At 57.6% G+C, this 26,459-nt stretch carries 22 protein-coding genes; 16 read left to right on the forward strand and 6 right to left on the reverse strand.

Features of this window, described 5'->3' with window-relative positions; translation table 11 throughout:
• Window positions 1–212 precede the first annotated feature (212 nt).
• From SBL51_RS19115 to SBL51_RS19125, 3 genes are read left to right on the forward strand one after another with little or no spacing between them, the layout of a single operon-like run.
• The gene (locus SBL51_RS19115; RefSeq protein WP_317932728.1) at window positions 213–1,397 is read left to right on the forward strand and encodes a hypothetical protein; all 1,185 of its coding nucleotides are present in this window, start codon (window positions 213–215) and stop codon (window positions 1,395–1,397) included.
• A gap of 5 nt (window positions 1,398–1,402) precedes the next feature.
• Window positions 1,403–1,681 carry a MoaD/ThiS family protein gene (locus SBL51_RS19120; RefSeq protein ID WP_317932729.1) on the forward strand — a complete coding sequence of 93 codons (279 nt, stop codon included), beginning with the start codon at window positions 1,403–1,405 and terminating at the stop codon, window positions 1,679–1,681.
• Window positions 1,682–2,062 (forward strand): YkvA family protein, encoded by a 381-nt coding sequence (locus SBL51_RS19125; protein WP_317932730.1) that lies wholly within the window; start codon window positions 1,682–1,684, stop codon window positions 2,060–2,062.
• 71 nt (window positions 2,063–2,133) lie between these two features.
• On the opposite strand, the gene SBL51_RS19130 is transcribed toward SBL51_RS19125, so the two are convergent.
• Entirely contained in the window at window positions 2,134–4,170 is a 2,037-nt protein-coding gene (locus tag SBL51_RS19130; protein ID WP_317932731.1) for a 4Fe-4S binding protein, read from the reverse strand.
• Between the two features lie 502 nt (window positions 4,171–4,672).
• Between SBL51_RS19130 and SBL51_RS19135 the strand changes: the two genes are divergently transcribed.
• From SBL51_RS19135 to SBL51_RS19180, 10 genes are all read left to right on the forward strand, one after another.
• Window positions 4,673–6,976, forward strand: a complete 2,304-nt coding sequence (locus SBL51_RS19135) for a TonB-dependent receptor (RefSeq protein ID WP_317932732.1) — start codon at window positions 4,673–4,675, stop codon at window positions 6,974–6,976.
• 305 nt (window positions 6,977–7,281) lie between these two features.
• Complete coding sequence (locus SBL51_RS19140) at window positions 7,282–8,460, forward strand: porin (protein ID WP_317932733.1); 1,179 nt, start codon at window positions 7,282–7,284, stop codon at window positions 8,458–8,460.
• 294 nt (window positions 8,461–8,754) lie between these two features.
• Window positions 8,755–10,275 carry an aldehyde dehydrogenase family protein gene (locus SBL51_RS19145; RefSeq protein ID WP_317932734.1) on the forward strand — a complete coding sequence of 507 codons (1,521 nt, stop codon included), beginning with the start codon at window positions 8,755–8,757 and terminating at the stop codon, window positions 10,273–10,275.
• A gap of 360 nt (window positions 10,276–10,635) precedes the next feature.
• Window positions 10,636–10,707, forward strand: a complete 72-nt coding sequence (pqqA, locus tag SBL51_RS19150; RefSeq protein ID WP_317932778.1) for a pyrroloquinoline quinone precursor peptide PqqA — start codon at window positions 10,636–10,638, stop codon at window positions 10,705–10,707.
• Between the two features lie 61 nt (window positions 10,708–10,768).
• Complete coding sequence (gene pqqB, locus SBL51_RS19155; RefSeq protein ID WP_317932737.1) at window positions 10,769–11,731, forward strand: pyrroloquinoline quinone biosynthesis protein PqqB; 963 nt, start codon at window positions 10,769–10,771, stop codon at window positions 11,729–11,731.
• Complete coding sequence (gene pqqC, locus SBL51_RS19160) at window positions 11,728–12,471, forward strand: pyrroloquinoline-quinone synthase PqqC (RefSeq protein WP_317932738.1); 744 nt, start codon at window positions 11,728–11,730, stop codon at window positions 12,469–12,471. The genes pqqB and pqqC overlap by 4 nt, the downstream gene beginning before the upstream one ends.
• Window positions 12,468–12,854 (forward strand): pyrroloquinoline quinone biosynthesis peptide chaperone PqqD, encoded by a 387-nt coding sequence (gene pqqD / locus SBL51_RS19165; protein ID WP_411860502.1) that lies wholly within the window; start codon window positions 12,468–12,470, stop codon window positions 12,852–12,854. The genes pqqC and pqqD overlap by 4 nt, the downstream gene beginning before the upstream one ends.
• A complete protein-coding gene (gene pqqE, locus SBL51_RS19170; RefSeq protein ID WP_317932739.1) occupies window positions 12,838–13,983 on the forward strand; it encodes a pyrroloquinoline quinone biosynthesis protein PqqE in 1,146 nt (381 codons plus the stop codon). The genes pqqD and pqqE overlap by 17 nt, the downstream gene beginning before the upstream one ends.
• Before the next feature lie 230 nt (window positions 13,984–14,213).
• Window positions 14,214–15,386: a nitric oxide-sensing protein NosP gene (gene nosP, locus SBL51_RS19175; protein WP_317932740.1), complete on the forward strand. Its 1,173-nt coding sequence runs from the start codon at window positions 14,214–14,216 to the stop codon at window positions 15,384–15,386.
• Window positions 15,387–15,411: 25 nt separating this feature from the next.
• The gene (locus tag SBL51_RS19180; RefSeq protein WP_317932741.1) at window positions 15,412–17,676 is read left to right on the forward strand and encodes a NahK/ErcS family hybrid sensor histidine kinase/response regulator; all 2,265 of its coding nucleotides are present in this window, start codon (window positions 15,412–15,414) and stop codon (window positions 17,674–17,676) included.
• 60 nt (window positions 17,677–17,736) lie between these two features.
• Here SBL51_RS19180 and SBL51_RS19185 read toward each other — a convergent pair whose 3' ends face one another.
• The 5 genes from SBL51_RS19185 to SBL51_RS19205 form a co-directional block, all read right to left on the reverse strand.
• Complete coding sequence (locus SBL51_RS19185; RefSeq protein ID WP_317932742.1) at window positions 17,737–18,405, reverse strand: response regulator transcription factor; 669 nt, start codon at window positions 18,403–18,405, stop codon at window positions 17,737–17,739.
• Between the two features lie 73 nt (window positions 18,406–18,478).
• On the reverse strand, window positions 18,479–19,288 hold the full coding sequence (locus SBL51_RS19190; protein WP_411860503.1) for an ABC transporter permease: 810 nt from the start codon (window positions 19,286–19,288) through the stop codon (window positions 18,479–18,481).
• The gene (locus SBL51_RS19195) at window positions 19,288–20,049 is read right to left on the reverse strand and encodes an ATP-binding cassette domain-containing protein (RefSeq protein WP_317932743.1); all 762 of its coding nucleotides are present in this window, start codon (window positions 20,047–20,049) and stop codon (window positions 19,288–19,290) included. The genes SBL51_RS19190 and SBL51_RS19195 overlap by 1 nt, the downstream gene beginning before the upstream one ends.
• Window positions 20,050–20,087: 38 nt before the next feature.
• Window positions 20,088–21,083: a YVTN family beta-propeller repeat protein gene (locus SBL51_RS19200; protein ID WP_317932744.1), complete on the reverse strand. Its 996-nt coding sequence runs from the start codon at window positions 21,081–21,083 to the stop codon at window positions 20,088–20,090.
• Window positions 21,084–21,085: 2 nt separating this feature from the next.
• Complete coding sequence (locus tag SBL51_RS19205) at window positions 21,086–22,285, reverse strand: ABC transporter substrate-binding protein (protein WP_317932745.1); 1,200 nt, start codon at window positions 22,283–22,285, stop codon at window positions 21,086–21,088.
• A gap of 391 nt (window positions 22,286–22,676) precedes the next feature.
• On the opposite strand from SBL51_RS19205, the gene pedF reads away from it, so the two are divergent.
• From pedF to SBL51_RS19220, 3 genes are all read left to right on the forward strand, one after another.
• On the forward strand, window positions 22,677–23,132 hold the full coding sequence (pedF, locus tag SBL51_RS19210) for a cytochrome c-550 PedF (protein ID WP_317932746.1): 456 nt from the start codon (window positions 22,677–22,679) through the stop codon (window positions 23,130–23,132).
• Between the two features lie 18 nt (window positions 23,133–23,150).
• Window positions 23,151–24,071, forward strand: a complete 921-nt coding sequence (locus SBL51_RS19215) for a substrate-binding periplasmic protein (protein ID WP_317932747.1) — start codon at window positions 23,151–23,153, stop codon at window positions 24,069–24,071.
• Between the two features lie 540 nt (window positions 24,072–24,611).
• A complete protein-coding gene (locus SBL51_RS19220; RefSeq protein ID WP_317932781.1) occupies window positions 24,612–26,327 on the forward strand; it encodes a PQQ-dependent methanol/ethanol family dehydrogenase in 1,716 nt (571 codons plus the stop codon).
• Window positions 26,328–26,459: the final 132 nt, after the last annotated feature.

Genomic DNA, 26,459 nt, shown 5'->3' on the forward strand with positions numbered 1-26,459 from the left:
GTGTGGCTATCAACAGCGCCCCAATTTCACTTGCTGGAAAGCTCTCTCCGGGTTGCCCGGCTTGCGACGACTGTGAGTGGGGTATACCCTAGCGGCTGTTCTATTTTTAGTGGTTAGGTGGCGCTGGCGGGTATCAGGCCGACCCTTGCGGTGTGGCCCGCGGCTGGCGCTGGCAGTTCTCTTTTCTGTTTGCCTCTGCTCGGAACACCCCTATGGCGAATACTCTGCTTCTGGGTACCCGCAAAGGTACCGTCATTTTTGATCGCACCGCCTCCGGCTGGCAGCCTCGCCCCATCGCCCACAGTGGCATCCCGGTCTGCTACGCTGCTCGCGACCCACGCGATGGCACGCTCTGGGCATCCCTCGACCACGGTCACTGGGGGCCCAAACTCTCCCGCTCCAAAGATGGTGGCCACACCTGGGAAGATGCCCCCGCCATTAAATACCCCGCCGGCGCCCGGCACATTGTGCAGTACCTGCCCAGCCCCGATTTTGATCCCACGGCGCCCATTGGAGAGCCGGAATACAAAGCCGCTTGTGTTTATAAAATCTGGAACATTACTTTTGGCAGCGCCGAGCAGCCCGGCCGCCTCTACGCCGGTACCGTTCCCGGTGGACTGTTTGTCAGCGACGACGGCGGCGACTCTTGGCAGCTCAACCGCCCCCTATGGAACCACCCCAGTCGTGGCGGCGATCTCTTTGCCGGGCCTGCTGCCAGCGAAACCCATTGGGGCGGTACTCCCGCGAGCATCGACTACGGTGTGTTTGAGCCCGGTATTCACTCGATTGTGGTCAATCCGCAAAATCCCAACCACCTCACCGTCGCCGCCTCATCGGCGGGGGTATTGGTCTCCACCGATGGCGGCGAGAGCTGGGCCGGCCGCAACCGGGGTATGTTGATGGACTACCTGCCGGAGCCGGCGGCCGAGTGGGGACACGACCCCCATTTTGTTACCGCCTGCCCGGGCCAGCCCGACCACCTTTGGCAGCAGAACCACTGCGGTGTTTTTTACAGCAGCGATGGCGCCAACAGTTGGCGGAAGGTAAGTCAGCTCTCTACCGGCGTTCACTTTGGTTTTCCCATAGCGGTCGATGAGCAGGACGGGCGCACCGCCTGGGTGGTGCCGGCCCGGGCCGATTCCGAACGCACCACCATCAATGGCGGCCTGTTTGTGGCGCGCACCCGAGATGGTGGCGAAAGCTGGCAGGCCCTGCGCGACGGTTTACCCCAGGCCAATGCCTACGACATAGTGCTGCGCCACGGACTCGATGTAGCCGGCGACAGCCTCTGTTTTGGCACTACCACCGGCAATGTCTATGTGTCAGAGAATCGCGGCGACTCCTGGCAATGCCTGGGTAATAATCTGCCGCCGGTCTATTCGGTTCGCTTTGGATAACCGCTATGCCCACTGTCGCGCTGACCACCCACCTCTACCGGTTTTTTCCGCAACTGCAGGCGCAAACCATTAGCGTGCCGGCCGGGTCGGTGGCGGAGGTGATTGGTGCGATTGATCGGTTTGCCCCTGGTTTTGCCGATTACCTCTTGGATGATAACGGCAGCCTGCGGCGGCATGTGTTTATCAGCGTTGATAAGCGGGTGGTGGTCGATCGCAAACGATTGAGCGACCAGGTTCCCGAGCAGGGTATCGTCCATATTTTCCAGGCGCTGACAGGGGGTTGATTGATCGCTACACTCAAGCGTTGGGCGCGCCAATTAAAAGCCTATACTTACGCACTCTATCTGGTCTCCAAGCACCCGGAGGTGCCTTGGCCGACCAAACTCTTTATTGCGTTGATCGTCGCCTATGCCTTGAGCCCGATCGACCTGATTCCCGATTTTATTCCGGTGTTGGGTTATCTCGATGATCTGTTGCTGCTGCCGTTGGCCATTTGGTTGGCCATCAAATTAATTCCGCACGAAGTGTGGCAGGAGTGTGTCGTCGAAGCCGAAGCGACCCTGGCGGCGCTGCCAACCAGCCGGGTGGCGGGCCTGGTGGTGGTGGCGATTTGGCTACTTATTCTGCTGGCTATTGGCTTCTGGCTGTGGGGCAAAATGGTTTAACGCCAATTGACCAAAGAGGAGCTCTGCCAATCTGCAGGTCTACCAAGCTGCGACCAGCAGGTGACAAAGTGCTAAGAGGTGATGAGTTTAATTGCCACCGGTTCACCGGCTGCTGCCTGGCGCTTGCCAGCCACCTTTAACGGCGCACACTGGTTGTTATCTTCCAGTATCACCACACACTCCAGGCACTGGATACATTCGTCGTAATCGATCTTGCCCTGTTTATCGATCGCCTGAATACCACAGCGGTGACGACACAACTGGCAGGGTGAGCCGCACTCCAGCCGCCGCTGTAACCATTCAAAATGGTGCAGTTTGCCAGCCAATGCCAAAAAGGCACCCAGCGGGCAGAGGTAGCGGCAGTAGAATTTGTGCACAAACAGGCCCATACCAAGCAGCACCAGAGCGTAGATCACAAACGGCCACTCGCGAATAAAACCCAAGGTAATTGCCGTTTTAAAGGGCTCCACCTCGGCCATCTTTTCGGCGGCGGTAATCGAGATCAGCGCCGTGCCGATTAGGCCCGCCAGAATAAAATATTTCAGCCAGCGCAGCCGCTGGTGCAGTTGGGCAGAGATGCGCAGTTGGCGAATATTTAATTTGTCCGCCGCCAGAGCCAACCACTCCTGCAGCACACCAAATGGGCAGAGCCAGCCACAAAAGAGGCCGCGCCCCCATAAAATCAGCGACGCCAACACATACAGCCATAAAATTAAAATGATTGGATCCAACAGATAAACCGAGAGGTCCATATTATTTTTCAGTGCCAGCAACAGCGGGTAGATATTCACCACACTCAACTGCCCCTGGGCATGGAAACCGATAAAAATCAGAGTAAAGGCCAAAAAGCCGTGTCGTATCCAGCTAAAATTTTTGTCCGGTTTAATGATTGCCTGCTGGCGGGTAAAGATCACCGTTAACAGTGCCAGGCCCGCCAGCAGCAGGGCGATATCCCACACCCGGCCCAGCCACAGTTTTACCCAGGGTTGGTCGCGCCAGCTCTTTTGCGGGGCGGCAATGGTTTCAAATAAATTGGCGGGTAGCTGTTGTGTGTGGTTGAACTCAACCGCTTGCGACTGCAGAAAATTCTTTGTCAGGCTGATGGTCAGGCTTAACTGAAAAGGTTCGGCGGGGTTGAAGCCTGCTTGTGAGCGAATACGAAACAGACGCAGGTTGTCGAGCTGCGGTGCGTCTGCCACCAGGGCCGGCGCGCTCATATGAAAGAAGTTCAGGTCCCTTAGGGCAATGGGCAGATCATGTTGTGTTAATGCGATACGGTCGGGCAGGGTGCCGGGGCGGAACTCCTCTCCCAGATAATCGTAAAAACCTTCGGACATTACCGCCACGGCGTGTTCGCCAGGTTCCAGTTTGCTCATTAAGCGCTGGTAGTCGGCTTCACCCAAAAAGTTGCGGCCGATCATGGGTGGGTTTAAATAGATCAAATAGAGGGTGGTGCTGGCCTGATCACTGTCGGCGACCGGGTCGGCAAAACTGCTGAGCGGTGCCCGCAGCTTCTCCTCAACGGCGGCCCGGCTCACTTGCCAGGGCTGCACCAAACCACTAGCCATTAATTCCGGCCAACTCAGTGGTTGGTAGAGATCCTGGCGGACAAGCACGGAGGTTGCCTGGGCAAACTCACCTATCACATGGCGGGCCACCTCCCGGGCGGAGGAGATAATGGTGTCGTTAATCACCATTACCGAAACCGTCGCCTTGGTAATGCCATCAAAGTAGGTGTTGCCATCCACCTTGCCTTGGCCACTTTTGGGCTGGCCAATAATAATGCGTTCCGACAGGTTATGGTTTTTGTACTGTCCGACAAAATCGATCAGAGGCTGCGGCCCCAGGCCGTGTAAAAAGATGGGCTCGTGATGATGCAATACTCTTAAGCCGGTGACCGTACCCTTGGTATCCATACCGATCAACAGATTAATGCGTTCGCCGGAAAAGCCTTTCAGGTCAACAAAATCATTACTGGTAAATAGATACCCGATAACTTCATTGAGCTGATACACCACCCAAATGGGCAGCTCGTTGTAGCCGCTCTCTACCCGCGTGGCACTGGGGAAAAAATTGGCCACATCCGGCTCAATTGCCTCCAAGCTCAACGGCTCCGCCCGCCCAGGACCCGGAACCAACAGCACAGCCAGCAGCAGCGCACGTCCAAAGGTGGTTATTTTGAAGAGTGTAGGGGCGTTCGGCGAATGCCCACCTGCGCAGCTAATCAGAGGCCAGCCGGAGCGCAACCCAAAGAACGTAGGGGCGTGCGGCGCACGCCCAAAAGCAGAGGGCGCACGCCCGGGGTAACGCACAACGGCACACAACAGTCGCCAAAAGAGGATCAGCCAAGGCATGAGCAGCACTCAGGTCAGGTTTATTATTCTTCCTCAGAGTGTTCAACGATCGCCGGGGTAAAACAATTCGACCTCCGGTGCTGGCGGTTACTACTTTGGTAGCTGTTTCGCGCGCTATAAAGCGAAACCAGAGAGAGAAAAGTAGGGCAGTACTAAAGTCGCAAAAAACAGTACGGCAATAGACCCTACTGATAATTGCCCAGCGTTTTGCAAACGCTAGCATGGGGTGGCCAAGTGATAACTGCGCAGGTGCCACATGACTATAACAATAAATTTATTCACATCACGCTCTCTGAATATTGCTCTGGTGGCTTTGCCCATTACGCTGTCGATGGTTATGCATTCAGCAATGACTCGGGCGAGTGTCGCTAATGAAAATATTTTGGAAGAGGTTGAGGTAGTCGGCAGCAGTCCATTAACGGTGGGCAATAGCGACGGCCGCGAGCCCTTTCACGTGCAAATTTTCAGCGCCGACGATATGCAGCAGGCCAATGGCTATTCGGTAGCCTCGTTGCTGGAGCAGCAGGCAGCCTCCATCACCGTCAACGATGCCCAAAACAGTCTGTTGCAACCGGACGTGCGCTTTCGCGGCTATACCGCCTCACCGCTGCTTGGCTCCTCCCAGGGGGTGGCCGTCTATTTTAATGGGGTACGGATCAACGAAACCTTTGGTGATACCGTCAATTGGGATCTGTTGCCGCAGTCGGTGATTGAGCGCATGGGGTTGGTGGCCGGTGCCAACCCGGTCTATGGCCAGAACGCTCTCGGCGGTGCCTTGATAATGGAGGGTAAAAACGGCTTTACCAGTGAGCCGGGTTCGGTAGCGGTCACCACCGGTGATTTCGGTCGCGAGCAGATCAGTGCCAGCCGGGCATTCAAGCGAGAGGATTGGGGGCTTTTGTTGGCGGCGGAAAAACTGCGCGAGGAGGGCTGGCGTGACTACTCGGCCACCGATGCCAATCACCTCTACAGTGCACTCAGTTGGCAGGGGAATAGGGCCAGCCACGAGCTAACCTGGCTCTGGGCAAGCACGCGTATGAACGGCAACGGCGCTGCCCCCGAAGCGTTATTGGCGAAAGAGCGCAGTGCGGTGTTCACCCACCCCGACCAGACGCAAAACCGATTAAATATGGTGATTCTCTCCTCCCGTTACACCTTTGCCGAAACGGGTCGTTTCTCATCTTCACTTTTTTATCGACGGCTTAGCACCGACACCTTTAACGGCGATGGCAGTGACAGCGAGCGGTGTGATGACGGTTTATGGCTATGCGATGACGGCGAACTGTTAACGGATGAGCGCGGTGTGCCGGTGGCCGAGAGCTTCAATGCCATTAATAACCTTAGCCAACGGCAGCAACAGAGTTGGGGGTTGGCACTGGTGGCGAGTAACAGTTACCCGCTGCTGGCGGTGAATCACGATATCACCGTGGGTGCCGACTACTACGCCGGGCGGGCGCAATTCCGCTCGCAGGTGGAGTATGCCACCTTAACCGAAGATCGGGCGACCACCCATTCCGGCCGCTTTAATCCCGAGGCGGCAACGCTGCTGGATACCTCGCAGAATATGTTCTCGCTCTACGCCAGTGACGCCATCGCTGTAACCGAGGCCACGCAACTGTTGCTGAGCCTGCGTTATAACCGGGTGAAAATTGGTGGCGATGATCGCAGTGGCGAGCGGCCAGAGCTAACCGCCAATCACTACTACCACCGTATCAATGGCGGGGTAGGGCTCAGCCATCAATGGCGGCAAACGGTGGCCTTTTACGGCGGGGTTTACCAATCGTCGCGCACGCCATCGCCCATCGAGCTGGCCTGCTCACACGAACAGGCGCCCTGTAATCTACCCAATACTTTTTTGGCCGACCCACCACTGGACGATATTGTTGCCCGCAATATCGAGCTGGGCGCGCGTGGCGATAGTGAACAAAATCAGTGGCAGTTGGGGCTGTTTCATACCCGCAACCACAACGATATTCATTTTCAAACCACCGGTGGCGTCTCTTCCAATGAGGGTTTTTTTCGCAACATTGGCGATACGGTTTTTCAGGGGCTGGAGGCGAGTTTCAGTCGCCACTATAGCAACTGGTTCTGGCAGGTTAATTACACCGCGCTAGCGGCCACCTATGCCGATGCCTTCTACGCCTATTCGCCCAACCACCCGGACTTTGACGGAGACGCACTACTGGTTGAGCGGGGTAATTATCTGCCCGGAATTGCCCGTCATACGCTAAAGCTGCTGGTTGATTACCAATGGTCGGAACAGTGGCAGTGGGGATTGGCTGTTAATGCTGGCAGTGGTGTCTACCTGCGCGGTGACGAGGCCAATCTCGATCACCGCACCCATGGCTATTGGCTGGCCAACGCTTGGCTCAATTGGCAGCCGCGGCCGGCCTTGGCGGTGCGCTTGGAGGTAAACAATCTCTTTAATCGAGAGTACCAGCGCTTTGGCCTTTATGGCGAAGTCGATGAGGTGATGCCCGAGCTGGATGACAGCCCCCGCTTTTTAAGCCCGGCCAATCCGCGCGCGGCTTTTCTTACCCTGCGTTATCAATGGCAGTAGTTTTTTAACGGGCCTGCCTTTTATAGATCACTGCTTATAGATCGTTGCTTATAAATTGCCGTTTATCGGTCGCGGTCGTTTGTCGATCGCTACTTTTTTTCGGCTTTCGGGTTAGCACCTTAGCAGTAGAACTCCCCAACCAAAAAGACAACCCATTCGCCCATTTGGTCGAATGGGTTTCTTCTTTTCAGCCCGGCATGCTTAGCCGGTCAATTCAACATTTGGCGCTTGGTTTCAATAGTGACTCTGCCCGGCAGGGATCACCGTTAATAACAATAATGGGCTGAATAAATTCAGGAGACCTCATGAAAAAGCTAACAATAAATCGATACATGATCTCTGGTGCTGCCGCTCTCGCGGTGAGTGCGCCGGGTTACGCCGCTGTGGATCTATACAAGCAGAACGACGCTAGTGTCAGTGTCGATGCCTCGTTCAACACCTTTTATGTGCGCAGTGATTCCGACAATGAAATTAGTGGTAACGATCGTACTCAGTCGCGGGTGAAGATGGGTTTTCTGCCCAACTGGGTCGGTTTTAATTTCAGTAAAAAAGTGGACGAGCTAACCTTGGGTGGCCGCTCCTCTTTTTGGGTGAGTATCAACGACAGCGATACCGCCATTACCTCCACCGGTATTGATGTTCGCCAATTTTACGCCACCGTTGAAGGCGGCTTTGGCCAGATACTGTTTGGTAAAGATTTTACACTCTTCTGTCGCTCCAATATTTTTCTCGACGAGATGTTGGCCGGCTACGGCATGGTCAACGACACTCTTGGTTTGATCGACGGCCAGGGCGTTTCCTTCGGCAATATCGGCAGTGGTTATTTTTATCCCTACCCCCATTCACAAATTACCTACCGCACACCGGAGATGGCCGGCCTGAAATTGGCCCTGGGCATCGTCGACCCGGGTAATGCCACCACCGACACCGGCGCCGGTCGCACCAGTGAAGAGGAGAATCCGCGTGTGGAAGCGGAGCTTACCTACAACACCAAGTTTGGTGATAACAGTACGCTTACCGCCTGGTTGGGATTTTTACAACAGAGCTCAACCAGTAATGACCCCAACGTTGATGATGTCGACTCCCTGGGTACCTCCTACGGCCTAAAAGTAAAACTGGGTGGCCTGTCGCTGCACGCCTCCGGTTTTCAGGGTGAAGGACTTGGCTTCCTGCTCGGCCCAGGCACCGATGCCGGCTTGGGATTGCAAGGCTTAATTTCTGAAAATGGCGAAGAGGTCGACAGCGATGGTTACGTCGCCCAGGCCGCCTATAGCGTGAGCGGTGAACGCTTTGTTGTCTCCTATGGCGAAACCACCGTCGAGACCGCCACCGAATGGAAGAACGAAACCACACAGGTGGCCTGGTTCCACGATGTCAATTCCGTACTGCGTACAGTGGTGGAGTACAACGTTAATACCCTGGATATCGGCGGCGCGGAAGAGGAGACCAATACCGTGGCGCTGGGGCTGATTGCCAACTTCTAAGTTGCGACAAGCGCTACTCAGCCGCAACTGTCGCTTTGGGGCTCTTGAGGACATTTTTAAGAGCCCGCTTTTTCTCTGCGACGGCAAATTCAGTCACAAATTTTTTGTGAGAAGTGCATTACCTAGCCAAGTCATCACGGCATCAGAGATCTACGACTAAAGGACTATAAGCGTGAACACCAAAGTACAGTTAATCCGTGGTCAATGCGGGCTTAGTATGAGGTTGTCGCGTTCCCGTCTGATCTGTCTTGCCACAACAGACATCAATCGAATAACAACAGTGAGGTCGCTGTCATGATCTATCAACAACCTGGCCAAGAAGGGTCAATCATTACTTTTAAACCCCGTTACAACAATTTCATTGGCGGCGAATGGGTGCCACCGACTGAAGGTAACTACTTCAAGAACATCACGCCCGTCACCGGCGAACCCTACTGCGAAGTGGCGCGCTCCACCGGTGCCGATATCGAACTCGCTCTGAACGCGGCCCACAAAGCCAAAGATGGCTGGGCGAAAACCTCACCAGCCGATCGCTCCAACGTCTTGTTGCGCATTGCCGATCGCATTGAACAAAACCTGGAGATGCTGGCGGTGGCCGAATCCTGGGAGAATGGTAAAGGGGTGCGCGAAACCCTGAACGCCGATATCCCCCTGGTGGTCGACCACTTCCGCTACTTTGCCGGTTGTCTGCGTGCCCAGGAGGGCTCCGCTGCAGAGATTGATGCCACCACCACCGCTTACCATTTTCACGAGCCCTACGGTGTGGTCGGCCAGATTATTCCCTGGAATTTCCCACTGTTGATGGCGGCCTGGAAACTGGCTCCGGCCCTGGCGGCAGGTAACTGTGTAGTGATGAAACCCGCTGAACAGACCCCAACCAGTATACTGGTGATGATGGAGCTGATTCAGGACATACTGCCACCCGGTACCATCAATATTGTTAACGGCTTTGGTGCCGAAGCCGGCGCACCGCTTGCCTCCAGCTCGCGCATCGCCAAGCTGGCCTTTACCGGCTCCACCGCGGTCGGTAACGAAATTCTAAAATGTGCCGCCAATAACCTGATCCCCTCCACCGTCGAGCTGGGTGGCAAGTCGCCCAACATCTACTTCGCCGATGTCATGGAGCACGAAGATGAGTTCATCAGCAAGTGTGTCGAAGGGCTGTTGCTCGGCTTCTTCAACCAGGGTGAAGTGTGTACCTGTCCCTCCCGTGCGTTGGTGCACGAAAGCATCTACGACAGCTTTATGGAGCGGGTGTTGGAACGTGCGCGCCTGATCAAGCAGGGTAACCCGCTCGATACCGAAACCATGGTCGGCGCCCAGGCTTCTCAGGAACAGCTGGAGAAGATCCTCTCCTACATGGAGATCGGCCGCAACGAAGGTGCCGAAATTCTGTTGGGTGGCAACCGCAATATCCTCACTGGGTCACTGGCCGGCGGCTACTATGTCGAGCCAACTCTGATGTTTGGCCACAACAAAATGCGCGTCTTCCAGGAAGAGATCTTTGGCCCGACGCTGGGTATCACCACCTTTAAAACCGAGGAGGAGGCGCTCGCCATTGCCAACGATACCGCCTACGGTTTGGGTGCCGGTGTCTGGACACGGGATATCAACAAAGCCTACCGCATGGGCCGCGCGATTCAGGCCGGCCGGGTGTGGACCAACTGCTACCACGCCTATCCCGCCCACGCCGCCTTTGGTGGTTACAAAAAGTCGGGTATTGGCCGCGAGACCCACAAAATGATGTTGGATCACTACCAACAGACCAAAAACCTGTTGGTCAGCTACAGCACCAATCCGCTCGGCTTCTTCTAAGCCGGGCGCTCCCCGCCACTGGCCGGGCGCAAGCCTGGGACAGGGGCGGGGTTCTCTCTCCGAACTGAGACCCTTCCCGCAAAATTGTCGTTACGGGTGGCGATTTTTGCGGGCTTTTTGCCGTTTGGGCAATGCCTTCCAGCTCGCTTCCTCATCGTGAAATTTCGCCTGCTTCCAGCCTTTTGGCCCTGCTGCAAAACCTTTCGACACTGGTCCCAAAACCCTGCGGAATTGCTCCCAAAGTACAGTATTCCACCCCAGGTGACTGCTTTAGACTCAATTTTAGTGGTGTTCACAGCGCCGCTGTGAAAACCCGGATCATGCCAATAATAACTGTCACAACACTCCGAGGAGATTCTTATGTGGACGAAACCAGCCTACCAAGACCTGCGCATTGGCTTCGAAGTCACCATGTACTTTGCCAGCCGTTAAGCACACGGGGTTACCGCTTCGGTAACCCCAAGCTTGCCACTCGCCGATGAAGTAAAGACCGATGAGAATACGAATTTTAGGTTCAGCCGCCGGCGGCGGATTCCCCCAGTGGAACTGCAACTGCCAAAATTGCTACGGTGTGCGCAACGGTAAAATCAAAGCCACTGCGCGCACTCAATCCTCCATCGCCATCAGCTGCGATGATGAAAACTGGCTACTGATCAACGCCTCGCCCGATATCCGCAGCCAGCTGGAGTCCTTCCCGGATATTCAGCCAAAACGTGGACTGCGCGGCACAGGCGTGCGGGCGGTGCTGGTGGTCGACAGTCAGATCGATCACACCACTGGCCTGCTGATGCTGCGCGAAGGCTGCCCGTTTGATGTCTACGCCACCGAGATGGCCCATCAGGACTTAAACAGCGGTTTTCCCATTTTTAAAATTTTACAGAGCTGGGATGGCGGCATCCGCCACCGACTGCTGCCCATTGATGGCGCCAGCATTACCATTCCCCGTTTTGACTCCCTGCGCATTACCGCTATCGCCTTGCAGGGTAAGGCGCCACCCTATTCACCGCACCGGCACGATCCCCATCCGGGCGATAACATTGCCCTCTACATCGAAGATGTGGCCGCCGGCAGAAGCCTTTTCTATGCGCCGGGACTCGGTGCCGTCGACGCCAATCTGATGGCCTACATGGCCCAGAGTGACTGCCTGATGGTGGACGGCACCTTCTGGAGTGAAGACGAGATGATTCTCGCCGGTGTTGGTACCAAGCTCGCCCGGGAGATGGGCCACCTGCCACAGTCGGGCAAGGGTGGCATGATCGATCTGCTGAGCCGTTTTCCGGGCCAGCGCAAACTGCTCATCCATATCAATAACACCAATCCGATTCTCAACGAAGAGTCGAGCGAGCGGGCTGAACTCACCGCCAACGGCATTGAAGTGGCCAACGACGGCATGGATATCTATCTCGAGACCCGCAAGCCGCACTTGGTCCACTCCGCTCGGGAGGCAAACGCATGAACGCCAAACTCAACACCCCCCTGTCCGTCGCCAGCTTTGAACAGGCCCTGCGCGACAAGGGTAAGCTCTATCATATTCACCACCCGTTTCACGTCGCTATGCACGAGGGGCGCTGTACCCCGGAACAGATTCGTGGCTGGGTGGCCAACCGCTTCTACTACCAGGCCAATATCCCCTTAAAGGACGCCGCCATCATGGCCAACTGTCCGGACCGTGAAATCCGCCGGGAGTGGATTCAGCGCATTCTCGACCACGATGGCCGTGGCGAGGATGAGGGTGGCATCGAGGCCTGGATCGACCTGGGCGCCGCCGTCGGGCTCACGCGGGAGGAGCTGCTGGATCACCGCCATGTACTGCCAGCGGTGCGTTTTGCCGTGGATGCCTACGTTAACTTCGCCCGCACTGCCAGTTGGCAGGAGGCGGTCTGCTCCTCGCTGACCGAGATGTTCGCGCCGGAGATCCACCAGCGCCGGCTCGATACCTGGCCCGAGCACTACCCGTGGATCGATGTGGAGGCCCTGGGCTACTTTCGCAAGCGCTTGAAAGAGGCGCGCCGGGATGTCGACCACGGCCTGACCGTCACCCTCGGTTACTTCCGCACCGCCGAGCAGCAGCAGCGGGCGCTTAACATTCTGCAGTTTAAGCTGGATGTGTTGTGGAGCCTGCTGGACGCGGTCACCATGGCCTATGTCTACCAGCTGCCGCCCTATCATCACTGCCAAGAGGGGGAGCTAGCATGAAAACAGCCTCTGTTTTGTCAAGCAACAGTTCGTCTGCCAGTCGTTCACCTGCCACTGGGTCCGCGACACCGCTTTCAGCAGCAGCAAGTGAACCGGCGAGTGCGCTGAGTTCGGAGATGGTACCAGTGCTCAACCGCCACTACCGCCTGCAGTGGGAGCCGGTGCAGGAGGCCTATGTGCTGCTCTACCCGGAGGGGATGATCAAGCTCAACCACAGTGCCTCGGAAATTCTTCTGGCCTGTGACGGTAACCTTACTTTCGCGGAGATCTGCCGGGTCTTGCAGGCCCGTTACCCGGAGGTTGAGTCGATTCACATCGATATCGAAGAGTTTATCGTCGGTGCCAGTGAACAGGGTTGGTTGCATTGTGACAGTCGCCAATAAGCCTGCAGCAGCCAACAACTCAGTCGCGGTCAATCCGCCACTGTGGTTGCTGGCGGAGCTTACCTACCGCTGCCCGCTGCAGTGCCCCTACTGCTCCAACCCGGTCGACTTTGCCAAACACAAGGCGGAGCTGACCACCGACGAGTGGCTGCGGGTACTGGCTGAGGGCAGGGCGCTGGGGGCGGCGCAGCTGGGCTTCTCCGGCGGTGAGCCGCTGCTGCGCAAGGATTTGGAAACCCTGGTGGCCGAAGGGCGGCGGCTGGGCTACTACACCAACCTGATTACCTCTGGCATGGGGCTCACCCGGGAGCGGGTCGCCTCCCTGAAGCAAGCCGGCCTCGACCATATCCAACTGAGCTTTCAGGATGCCGAAGAGGATGGCAACAACTTCCTGGCCGGCTCGCGCAAGGCGTTTGAGAAGAAGCTGGCCATGGCGGCGGCGGTTAAAGCCTACGACTACCCAATGGTGATCAACTTCGTACTGCACCGGCACAACATCGACCACATCGACCGTATTCTGGAGCTCTGCCTGGAGCTCGGTGCCGACTATGTCGAACTGGCCAACACCCAGTACTACGGCTGGGCCTTCCACAATCGGCAGCAGCTACTGCCGAGCCGGGCACAGTTGGAGCGGGCCGAGGCCATCACCAACGACTTCCGCGCCCGTCACCCCAAGGCGATGAAGATCTACTTTGTGGTGCCCGACTACTTCGAAGAGCGGCCCAAGGCCTGTATGAATGGCTGGGGCTCAATCTTCCTCACCATCGCCCCGGATGGCAGCGCCTTGCCCTGCCACAGTGCCCGCCTGCTGCCCATTGAGTTCCCCAACGTACGCCAGCAGAGTGTGGCGGATATCTGGTATCGCTCGCCCGGCTTCAACCATTTTCGCGGCGACGAGTGGATGCAGGAGCCGTGTCGCAGCTGCAGTGAAAAAGAGAAGGATTTCGGTGGCTGTCGCTGCCAGGCCTATATGCTCACCGGCGATGCCAGTCAGGCCGACCCGGTGTGCAGTAAGTCTGCGTATCACTACCGCATCACCGACACCCTGGCCCAGGCCGAAGGTCACCAGTGCGAAGCGCAGCCGCTGCTGTTTCGCAACCGCGCCAACAGTGAGCGTTTGGAGAACTGAGTTTTAGCAAAAAACCAAACCGCTGACCAACCCTACCCGCATCCACTCCAGAGCCCAAAAAGCGAGGCAAAAAACCTTGGGGAGGCGTGTGGTGGGGTGTGGCGCGTTAGTATAAAAACTTTTTAGCCGGTGTTAGCTCATGCGCTAAACGAATAATTATACCTGCCAAAGTCTGATAGTATTGCCAGGTAAAAAATCATAATAATAACGAAACTTTCGAGGATTTCTGGATGTTAGCGGTTGGAAAACCTGTCCTTAACCCACACCCCAATGCCATCCGTTGTGGTGGCTCGAAACAGTCCGACCCGGTCCTGGCGGCGCGGGAATTGCACCGGGACCTGGCCATGGCCAATCCGGCCTGTGTGCTGTTTTTCTGTTGTGTCGATTACGATCGCGAACGCCTGGGGCGTGAGCTGACGGCACTGTTTGGCGATATCCCGGTGATGGGTTGTACCACCGCTGGCGAAATACTGCCGAGTGGCATTCACACCGGCGGCATCACCGGCTTTAGCCTTAGCGCCGACTGCTTTGTGGTGGAGGCGCGGCTGCTGGAAGAGCTCTCCGGTGTTACCGAGCAACAGGCTCACAATCTGGTTAACCCCATGCTGGAAGCGCTTGAGCGCCGCTCTATCGCTCCGGTGCTCGACCACACCTTTGCGCTGTCGCTGCTCGATGGTTTGTCGGTGCGCGAGGAGCTGGTGCTGTCGGCCCTCAATGAAGGGCTGCAAGGCATTCCCCTGGTGGGTGGCTCCGCCGGCGACAGCCTGCAACTGCGCGACACCCATATCTATTTTGGCCAGCAGTTCTACAGCAACGCCGCCTGCATTATTTTAATTAACACCATCTATCCCTTCACCGTGTTGAGCGGCCACCATTTGCCACCCGGTGACGACAAGCTGGTGGTCACCAACGCCGACCCGGCCAAACGCATCGTCTACGAACTCAATGCCGAGCCGGCCGCGCTGGAGTATTGCCGGGTGATGGGGCTGTCGCTGGATGAACTGCAATCGCAAAACTTCGCCATGCACCCACTGGCGGTGCAGATGGGCGACTCCTTCTACACCCGCTCCATTCAACGGCTCAACGACGATCTCAGCCTGAAATTTTTCTGCGCCATCGACAACGGCATTGTGCTCACCAAAATGCTCGACGGCGACCTGGTGAGTGAGTTTGAACAGCGCATGCAGAACCTGGAAGAGGAGCTGGGCGAGCCGCCGCAGTTGATTATCGGCTACGACTGCCTGCACCGGCGCATCGAGGCCCAACAGAAAAACCAGACCGAAGCGCTGTCGGCCATTTATCAACGCAACAAGGTGATCGGCTTCTGTACCTACGGCGAACATATCGACGCCATGCATGTGAACCACACCTTTACCGGTATCGCCATTGGCGGTTTGCGATAGATCCACTCAGCTCTTGGGAGCGGCCATGCAGATAAAAGGCAGTGCAACCTTAGATGGCCAGGATAGTGTCATTGAGGCGCTGCGCTACGAAAACGAGAAGCTGAAAAAAACCAACCAGGTGTTGATTCAGCGCATCGACCAGGGCTGGGGCAACTCCGCCGAGGCCTACCGCTCGTTTCAAAATGCCGCGGTGCTGGCCGACCGGGTGAAGGAGCGCTCGTTTAAGCTGCGCAAAACCCTGTTCAAACTGGAAGAGGCCAACCAGACCCTCTCGCAAACGCGCATGGAGTCGGCGCACTCCCGCCAGCGCCTGCTCGACACCATTGAAAACATCTCCGACGGCATCGTCCTGTTTGACCGCGAACGCCGGCTGGTGCTGGCCAACAGTCACTTCTTCGATTTTTGGAAGGGCACCAACGCCCACATAGAACCGGGTATCACCACCTACCGGGACCTCACCCGTCTGGCCAGCAAACACGGCATCTACGACAGCCAGCTACCCTCGTCCGAGAAGATGATTCAGCGCGGGGCGCACGGCGACTCGGTTATCCGCCTAACCGATGGCCGCTGGCTACAGGTCTCGGAAAGGGCCACCGCCGAAGATGGCCTGGTGGTGGCTTACAGCGATATCACCGGCCTCAAGCAGAACGAGATTGCCCGCCAGGAGAAGGTGCTGGCCGATCAGAACCGGCTGTTGCAGTCGATGATCTCCAACCTGCCGTTGGGGGTGATCATGGTCAACGCCGACAACCGAATTGAATCCTTCAACGGCCGTGTGGTGGATCTGTTGCAGATTGAGGGCGGCCCGGCGTTGGGTCGGGTAAACTTCGCCCAGATGTTGGCGCAGAGCATATTGGCCGGGGTGGATCTGCCCAGCACCGAGTCGATCAGTAAGGGTCAGCGGGATCTGTTCGACACCGACTACCTGCTCGAAGATGGCCGTATCCTGGCCATCACCTGCCATCTGATTCCCAGTGGCGGTTACGTCTATACCTTTCGCGATGTCACCGAACAGCGGCGCACGGCCGAGGCGTTGAAAAACGCCTTTATGCACATGGAGAAGCGGGTACACGAACGCACGCTGGAGCTTTCCCAGCTCAACCACCAACTGCTGGTCGAAATTGAAGAGCGGGCCCAGGCCGAACAGGATCTGCTGATTGCCAAGGGCGAGGCCGAGGCGGCCAACCTGTCGAAAACCAAATTTATTACCGCCGCCAGCCACGACCTGTTACAACCGCTCAACGCCGCCCGCCTGTTTGCCACCGCCTTGCAGGATTTCGACCTGCCGGAGAAGGTGAGTAAGCTGATCAACTCCCTCTGTTACTCGCTCAGTGATGTTGAGACTCTGCTCGGCACCTTGGTGGATATCTCCAAGCTGGAGGCCGGCATTGTTGAGCCGGTGCTCGACAACTTCCCCGTCAATGAGCTGTTGCAGAATCTGGCCAACGAGTTTACCCAGCATGCAAAGCGGGCGGGCCTCGGCTTCGACTTTATCCCCTGTTCCGCCAACGTCTACTCCGACAGCCAGCTGTTGGCGCGCATTCTGCGCAACTTTTTAAGCAACGCCATTCGCTACACCGATCACGGCAAACTGCTGCTCGGCTGTCGGCGCCACAAGGAGCAGCTGGAGATTCAGGTGTGGGATACCGGCATCGGTATTCCGGAAGATCAACTGCAGGAGATCTTTCTCGAGTTCAAGCGTATTGGTGGCCAGAAGCAGCGGGAAGATAAGGGGCTGGGCTTGGGCCTGGCCATTGTCGACAAGCTTTCCGCCGTGCTCGGCCATCAGGTGGATCTGCACTCGGTGTTGGGCAAGGGGTCGGTCTTTTCGGTCTCTGTGCCCTACGCCAGTGGTGACTTCCAGCAGAGCCAGAACAACAACCTTGACACCGAGTTGGGCGACCCGCTGGAGGGTAAACGTATTCTGGTGGTCGATAACGACAAGGCGATCTGTCAGGGCATGGCGGTGGTCTTGGAGAGCTGGGGTTGTGAGGTGGTAACCGCGCTGTCGTTGGATGAGCTGCGCGAGAAGAAACACCTGCTAAGCCCGGCGCCGGATGCGTTGATTCTCGATTACCATCTGGACGACGGCGATACCGGCTTGCAGGCGGAGCAGATCATTCGTGAAAAATTGAAACGCTCGATTCCGAGCCTGTTTATCACCGCCAACTACAACACCGATCTGCGCCAGGAGGTGAAAGCCCAGGGCTTTCGTCTGATCAACAAGCCGGTGAAACCCCTGCGTTTGAAATCGGTGCTTAACTTTCTGTTGTCGCCGGCACCCCAGTAGCACCGGCTGCGATTTCGCCAAGTGATGCGCGCTGCTCGCTTGGTGATGCGCGCGACGTGCTTAGGAGCGGTGCAGGTAGCGGTCGAAGTCGATGGCCGCGGCGCAGAGTACCGCCTTCATGCGGTTGTGTACCCGCAGCTTGCGCAGAATCGCCGAGACGTGCGCTTTCACCGTGGTTTCGGCGATATTCAACTCGTAGCCAATCTGTTTGTTTGACTCCCCCATCGCTAAACGCTCAAACACCAGTAGCTGTTTGCGCGTCAGCGACGAGATCACTTCGGCCGATACTTCGTTCTCCGCCGCTGCATGGCTGCGGTGGCTGCCGCCATTGCGCCGGATAATATCCGGTGGCAGGTAGGCCTGGCCGTCGAGCACCTGGCGGATGGCCTGAATAATATTTTCACGAGCCATGGATTTGGTGATAAAGCCCACCGCGCCGTAGGTCATGCACTGCAACACCACATTTTTATTCTCTTCGGCGGAGAGAATCAGCACCGGAATCTCCGGGTAGTTGCTGCGCAGATTCACAATGCCGTTCAAGCCATCCATACCGGGCATATTGAGGTCGAGCAGCACCAGGTCGAGGTCGTCGTGCTCCTCGATATAGGCGACGGCTTCATCCAGGGAGCCCGCCTCCTGAATCACCGCATCGGTGAACTGTTTTTGCGTGGCGTCGCGAATCGCTTCGCGAAACATGGGGTGATCATCGGCAATCAATAAGTGAATCATAACGCTACCTCTGCCTTCGTTATTTTTGTGCGCTGGCGCAGTGTTACAAACTTAGCACTCTCCCGGTGCCTGGTCACGGCCTGGCTGCCCGCGGGGCAAGCCCTCGGCTGGGGTTAAAGCCCTTAACGGCGGCCAGGGTGAGCACCGTCGTCACCGCCAGGCAGACCGTCAGTGCCTGGCCGTTCAACTGGCCGTAGAGGGCGAAGCGCACCAGCTCCACGGCGTGGGTAAAGGGGTTGAAGTGGCTGACGTGGTAGAGCCACTCGCTCGACTCGCGCAACTTCCACAGCGGGTAGAGGGCGGAGGAGAGGAAAAAGAGCGGGAAAACCACAAAGTTCATCACCCCGGCGAAGTTCTCCAATTGGCGAATCAACGACGACAGCACCAGCCCCAGGGCAGCCAGCATGTAGGCGGCCAGCAGGGCTGCGGGAATCACCGTCAGGTAACCGGAAAGCGGCGGGCGAATCTCAAAACACCAGGCGATAGCCAGAAAGGCGGCCACCTGCAACAGGGAGATCAGCGCCAGGGCGAGCAACTTGCTGATCAACACAAAAGCGCGTGGCAGGGGGCTTAACAGCAGCACCTTCATGCTGCCCATCTCCCGGTCGTAGACCATCGACAGCGACCCCTGCATGCCGTTAAAGAGCAGGATAATGCCAATCAGCCCGGGTGTGATGTAGACCTCGTAGGTGATGTAGGTCTCGTAGGGGGGGATGATGGCAACCCCCAACACCGCCCGAAAGCCGGCGGCAAATACCGCCAGCCAGAGCAGGGGCCGCACCAGGGCGGAGAGAAAGCGGCTTTTTTGCAAAACAAAGCGCAGCAGCTCGCGCTGCAAAATACCGGCGAAGCAGTAGCCGTAGCTGGCCAGAGAGGTGTTCATCAGGCGGCCTCCGTCAGTTGATCAAACAGGCTGTTAAGGCTGCCGGCGGCGGAGCCCTGCACCAGCTCCGCCACCTTACCCTGGGCCTGGCAGCGGCCTCGGTGCAGCACCAGCAGTTGGTCGTCGGCCTGCAGCTCGTCCAACAGGTGGGTAGCCCAGAGCACCGCCACCCCCTCGTCCCGGCAGAGCTCACGCACATGGCGGTTGAGCTCCCGGCGGCTGGGGATATCCAGGCCGACACTGGGCTCATCCAGCAGCAGCAACCGCGGCCCGTGCAGCAGCGCCCGGGCCAACTCCACCCGCCGGCGATGGCCGCCATTGAGGCGGCGCACCGGTTGTGTGCGGCACTCGCTCAGGGCAAAGCGCTCCAGTTGCTGGTCGATGGCGCGGCGGCCGGCCTTAGGCGAGAGGCCGCGCAGGGCGCAGTGGTAGCTGAGGTTCTGCGCCACCGAGAGGTCCAGGTCCAGGGTTGACTGCTGAAACACCACACCCAGCTCGGCCAGGGCGTGGCGCGGGTGGCGGGCGAGATCGCGGCCAAACACAGTGATGCGGCCGCCGCCCGGTTTGAGCAGCCCGGTGAGCAGCGCCATCAGGGTGCTTTTGCCGGCGCCGTTGGGGCCGAGCAGGGCCAGAAACTGGCCGCTGGGCAGCTCCAGGCTGAGCTCGGCCAGCGCCACCTTTTGCGGATAGGCAAAGCCGACCCCTTCTATGGCCAGGGCTATCTCGTTGCTGTTTGCTCTGTTCATACTCTGGCTACTCATAGTCTCCTCCCCGCTGGCCGCGCTTATCCAAAACGGGGTCAGGGTTTGATGGCCACCCCCCAGGGGTAGCGGCCAACACGAATACTCTTAATTACCCGCAGCTTATCGACATCAATTACCGAGACGTCGCCGCTGACGCCGTTGGTGGTCAGCAGCCGGCTCTCGTCGCTGTTCAAGGCCAGGTGCCAGACCCGCTGGCCCACCAGCAGGTATTTAATAACCTCCATCTTGGCGACATCGATCACCGCCACATGGTTGCTGGGGCCGAGGGCGACAAAGGCGTAGCGGTCGTCGCCGGTGAGCTGAATACCCACCGGCTGGATGCGGTCCCGGTGCACGCCCGGTATCTGAAAACGAAACAGATGCTGCAGGCTGCGCTCGGCAACGTTGAACACCGCCACGGTGCCGCCAATCTCTGATGAGGCCCAAACAGTGTCGCCCTTGTGGGAGAACTCCACATGGCGCGGGCGCTGGTCGATCAAGGTGCTGTCGACCAGGCTTTGGCTGTCGCTGTCGATCCAGTGCAGCATGTTGCTGGTCTCCGAGGTGTTCACCACCCAGCGGCCATCGGGGCTCACCGCCATCCCTTCGGGCTCAACGCCAACATCAATCTGGCTGATCACCGAGCGGCTTTCGGTGTCCACCACCGTAACCACGGCGGCATCCTCATTGGCGATGTAGAGCAGCCGGTCGTTGGGGTGCAGGGCAAACTGCTCCGGGTCTTCGCCGGAGGGGAGGTTGGCGATAATGCGGCCACTGGCCACATCCATAATCTGCACCGCATCCGAGTCGCTGGCGCAGATGTAGAGCTTTTTGTAGTCGTGGCTGAAGGTGATACCGCGTGGGCGCAGGCCAACCTCAATGGTGTTCACCACGCTCAGGGTGTCGAGGTCGATCACCGACAGGGTGTTGTCCTTCTCGTTGGAGATATAGGCCACCTCTGCCTGTGTCGCACTGGTGCAGAACAGGGTGTAGGGGAGGGCGATGCTGCTGGCCAGAAGAAGGTTGCGGCTGATGTTAACTAGGCTCTGCATGGCTATCCCGCCGCTACCGGTTGGTTCATATGGCAGTGCACCTCGGACTTATCAAAACCCAAGGTATCCAGGGTGGAGACGGGGTGCAGGTAGCCCTCCTGGGGCGACTGGCTGACCACCGCGTTGGGTTGCACCAGGGGAATGGGCTGGCGCAGCTGGCCGTTCCAGGGGCGGAAGCTCAACCCCTGGCCCTTAAAGGCGCTCAAATTGAACTGCTCGCTTAACAGGTAGTGATAAACCGCCTCCCGCGCCTGGCTGTGGCTGCGCACCACCGCCTCCTGCAGGGCGCGCATGGCCAGCCAGGCGCTGTAGTCGGTGGCGTTCATATCGCGCCCGGCGAGCTGTTGAAAGCGGCTCTGCAGCTGCGCCGCCCCCCACTGCTCAATACTCCAGTGCCAGGCCGTGGGGGTGAGCCCCTGGGTGCCGGCCACCGGCCTGGGCAGCCAGCTGTTGTAGGGCAGGTACTCGCCGATATCCCCCGGCTCATCGGCCACCAGGATGACGTCGTAGTCCCGCGCCTGGGTGAGCCGGGGTATCTCTTTTTGCGCCGAGCGGCGCAGGTCGGACTGCGTTTGCCACTGGCGGCGGTCGACCCATTTGCCGCCAAAGCGTTGGGCGGAACGCTCCAGGGCGGCGGCGAACAGTTGATCCTCCGGCTGCAGGCCAACCACCAGCAACCACTGGTTCCAGCGTTTGCTGATCAGAAACTGGGCTAGGCCATCGGCCAGCATGGCGCGACTGGGGGCAGTGTGCAGCAGGTAGGCCCGGCAGTCGTCCCGACGCAGGCTGTCGTCGCTGTTGCCAGCGTTAAAGACCAGGGCTTGGTTAGCTTTCGTCAGGCGTTGCATCAACGCTTTGAGGGTGGCGGTGGGCAGGTCGGCGACGATGTATTGGTTGCCGGCGGCGAGCCACTGCTCACTGGCGGCCAGGAGCTCGTCCGGGTCGCTGCTGGTGATCGGCGTCAGTTGGTAGAACCAGCCGGTAAAACGGCTGCTGGTGTTGTTGTCGGCCAACCCTTGGCGGGCACCGGCCAGGCCGCTGTCAGCGGGTTTGGGGCGCAGGTTGGAGAGCACCGGTTTGGCCGGCAGCTGTTGCTGCAGATAGAGCACGTCGATGGTCACCGGTTCGCCGGCGGCCAGGCTCAGGGGCCAGCTCAATAGTAGCCATACTATCGGCAGCAGTGGTGTAGGTGATCGTGACATTATCATTGTTATGGTTGCGTCGGCGGGGCAGGCCACTCGCGCGACGGCTCACTCTCGTTAAAAACTCGCGTGCAAAGTATCCGCGTGGTTACAGCATCGGCTTATGCTAAGTGGCGGCTGGCGGGAAGGGTATATGCAAATGGTCGAGTAAAAATAATACTTAAGTACTAACTTTCTCCTCAAAAATGGTGCAAATAGGGGTGCGAGTGCTATTTACATCCTGGGATTTACTACCTTCGGACTAGTCCGGTTTGACCCCGCACCCTACACCTCGTCGACACCAAAGCAGCATTGTTGGCCAGGGTCATTTTGTTAGGATTTTGGCCAATCGGTAGCCATCACGAGCGCCGAATCGAATTAATAAATTGAATAAAGATTTTCGAGGCCGGTTATGCGTAAACTTCCCTACATCCAAGCCAAACACCTGGGCCTGGCCCTGGTTCTCTCACTGCCCTTTGGCCTCACCTTCGGCCATGGCAACGTCACCCCGCAAGCGGTTAACACCGACACCCTGCCACAGTTAGGCGAAGGTTGGCGGGAAGAGAATCCCTTCCGCGGTAACGAAGAGGCGATTCGCATCGGTTCTTCCGCCTACAACCAGAACTGCGCCCGCTGCCACGGCCTGGAGGCGATCTCCGGCGGCATCACCCCCGATCTGCGCAAGCTCAACGATGAGCTCGAGTTCACCTCCAAACAGGAGTCGGACGAGTGGTTCCTGCAGCGTGTGCGCCACGGTGCCGTGGTCGACGGCCGGGTATACATGCCGCCCTTTGAAGGCATTTTGAGCCAGGAGGCGATGTGGTCTATCCGCTCTTACCTGGATACCCGCAAACTGGAAGAAGAGTAAGTCAGCGAGGTGAGTGCCATGCGCATAGCCCACGTTTTAATTGCAATAATCAGCGGTTGTTGGTTGTGTGGCCTGGCGGCAGTCAGCCAGGCGCGCAGTTACGATGATGTGATCGCCTCCGGCTACATAGAGTTTGCCGTCTACCAGGATTTTCCCCCTTACTCTTACGAGCAGGAGGGGCAGCCCCGCGGCATTGATGTGGAGCTCGGCCAGGCGATTGCTCAGGCGCTGGGGTTAACGCCCCGCTGGCTGTGGCTGACCGCCGACGAGACGGTGGAAGATGATATGCGCAATGCCCTATGGAAGGGCCATATCGTTACCCGCCACAAGGCCGATGTGATGCTGCGTGCCCCCTACGACCACCAATTCAGCTACGCCATGGATGGCTACGGCCTGCCGCGTAATGACCGGGTGGTGATGACCGCCCCCTACCAGCAGGAGAGCTGGCAGCTGGTGCGCAACCTGGACAAGATCGGCGCGGTGCGCAACCTGGCGATTTTTCAATACCAGCAGATAGGGGTAGAGATCGACAGCCTGCCCGATATTTTTCTGGCGGGCGTTTACCAGGGGCGGCTCACAAAAAATTTGCACCACTACCCAACGGTATTTGCCGCGCTTTCGGACTTTGATACCGGCCAGATAAGTGCCGTGGCCGGTATGGGCAGCCAGCTGCAGTGGTGGCTGGCCAGGCAACAGCCCAAAAACTTTACCTACGATCTCGACAGTGACGGCCTGGAGGCGATTGGCAAGTTGCAGTGGGATATCGGCATTGCCGTTAAGCAGGAGTACCGGCAGCTCGCTTACGCCATTGAAGGGGTGATTAACCCGATGATCGAAGATGGCCGTATGCAGCAGCTGTTTGGCCGATACCACATTGCTTATGAATTGCCCTCGCTGTTTCGAGACGCCCAGGTGCAGGATAGTCTGGCCGACAATTAATTGGCCTCTGAACAACGTTTCTCTTGTTGGTTATTTTTGCTTCGCCGGACTCACCTCCGGCGTTTTTTTATGCAAGTTTTTTATTTTTTATGCACGCTTGTTATTTTTTACAGCCGTTTTTTTAAATGGGCGCGTTCTCTATTCGGTTGTTCCCCCTTCGTTTTTACCTGCTGTATTCCCCTTTTTTTAATTCACGTTGTCGCTGCAAAGTGCTGGCTTAGGGGTACTGTTATTTCGCGTTTGGGCTGCACTTAGTGGTGCCAACTTGCATTGGTGGTCGGGGCAAGCAAATTTGCCAGTAGTACCAAATTGCTACCAAGGAACAAGCCAGACTGTGCCCTTGGTGAATAGTGCTGGGCAGGTAAGTTGGCGAAACTGATCATCGACTCGTAGAGCGCTATAAGCACGCTGGCTGCTGCAGTCGTGTGGTTGCGGTGGCCGAGCCAAACCTATAACAGACACCAATAAAAATAGATTATTAAGAGTAGGAGACCTCCTATGAAAATGCGATTACTGTCCAAATCGATTGGCCTCACCGCGATGGTAGGCCTGGCACTCGGCACCGCCCAGGTGGGCGCAGTGGTGACCGACAACGATATTATCAACGATGCCGAAACGGTGACCGATGTTGTCTCCAACGGTTTGGGTCCAAGGGGGCAACGCTACAGCCCACTGAAAGACGTTAACGTCAAAAACGTGAAATCCCTGGCGCCCATCTGGTCGTTCTCCTTTGGTGGCGAAAAACAGCGTGGCCAGGAGTCGCAACCGCTGGTGAAAGATGGCGTGATGTACGTTACCGCCTCCTATTCACGCCTCTATGCCGTGGATGTAAAAACCGGTGAAGAGCTGTGGCAATATGACGCCCGTCTACCCGACGGCATTATGCCCTGCTGCGATGTCATCAACCGTGGTGCCGCCCTCTACGATAACCTGGTGATCTTCGGCACCCTGGACGCCAAGTTGGTGGCCCTGGATGCAAAAACCGGCAAGCCGGTGTGGCGCAAAACCGTGGGCGACTACCAGGCTGGCTACTCATTAACGGCCGCACCGCTGGTGGTGAAAGGCAAGGTGATTACCGGTGTCTCTGGTGGTGAATTTGGTATTGTGGGCAAGGTGGAAGCACGCGATGCCAAAACCGGTGAGCTGATCTGGAGCCGACCTACCGTAGAAGGCCATATGGGCTACCTGAATGGCAAAGAGAATGGTATTACCGGTGGCGAAGCGGGCAAAACCTGGCCCGGCGATATGTGGAAAACCGGCGGTGCCTCCACTTGGTTAGGTGGTACCTACGACCCGGATGTTGACCTGCTCTTCTTCGGTACCGGTAACCCCGCGCCCTGGAACTCCCACCTGCGTCCAGGCGATAACCTCTACAGCGCCTCACGCCTGGCCATCGACCCAGACACCGGTAAGATTGTTTGGCACTTCCAAACCACCCCGCACGATGGCTGGGATTTCGACGGTGTTAATGAGCTGATCTCCTTCGACTACAAAGATAAAGGCAAAACCGTAAAGGCCGCCGCCACCGCTGACCGCAACGGTTTCTTCTACGTGTTGAACCGAACCAACGGCGAATTTATTCGTGGCCTGCCTTTCGTTAAGCAGCTGAACTGGGCTACCGGCCTGGATGACAAGGGGCGACCCCTCTATGCACCAAACTTCCGTCCGGGTAACCCAGCGGAGGCCAAAGAGGGCAGCCAGGGCAAGTCGGTATTTGCCATCCCCTCCTTCCTGGGTGGTAAAAACTGGATGCCTATGGCCTACAGCCAGGATACCGGTTACTTCTACGTGCCTTCCAATGAGTGGGGCATGGATATCTGGAACGAGGCGGTAAGTTACAAAAAAGGGGCGGCCTATCTGGGTGCCGGCTTCACCATCAAGCCCATTTATGAGGACCATATTGGTTCCCTGAAAGCGATCGACCCGGTTAGCGGTGAGATCAAATGGGAGTATAAAAACCCATCGCCACTGTGGGGCGGCGTTTTGACCACTGCCGGCAATCTGGTCTTTATCGGCAATCCGGAAGGCTACCTGCTGGCTTTAAACGCCAAAACCGGTGAGGTGGTTTACAAGTTCAACACCGGCTCCGGTATCGTTAGCTCGCCAGTCACCTGGGAGCAGGATGGTGAGCAGTATGTGTCGGTGGTCTCCGGCTGGGGCGGCGCCATTCCGCTGTGGGGTGGTGAGGTCGCCAAACGCATTAAAGACTTCAACCAGGGTGGCAGCGTCTGGACTTTCAAACTGCCTAAATCCTGATCAGTTTCAACCATGTGACATCCGCTTATGCCCCACCTGCCTGTGTGGGGCTTTTTTTTGCCCTGGCCTTGCAGCCCTTCCTCTTTTGATTATTATTGCCTGCCGTGAACCGGGCAGTTGCGAGTTCTGGTT

It is taken from the genome of Halioxenophilus sp. WMMB6, assembly GCF_033283405.1.
Classification (GTDB): domain Bacteria; phylum Pseudomonadota; class Gammaproteobacteria; order Pseudomonadales; family Cellvibrionaceae; genus Halioxenophilus.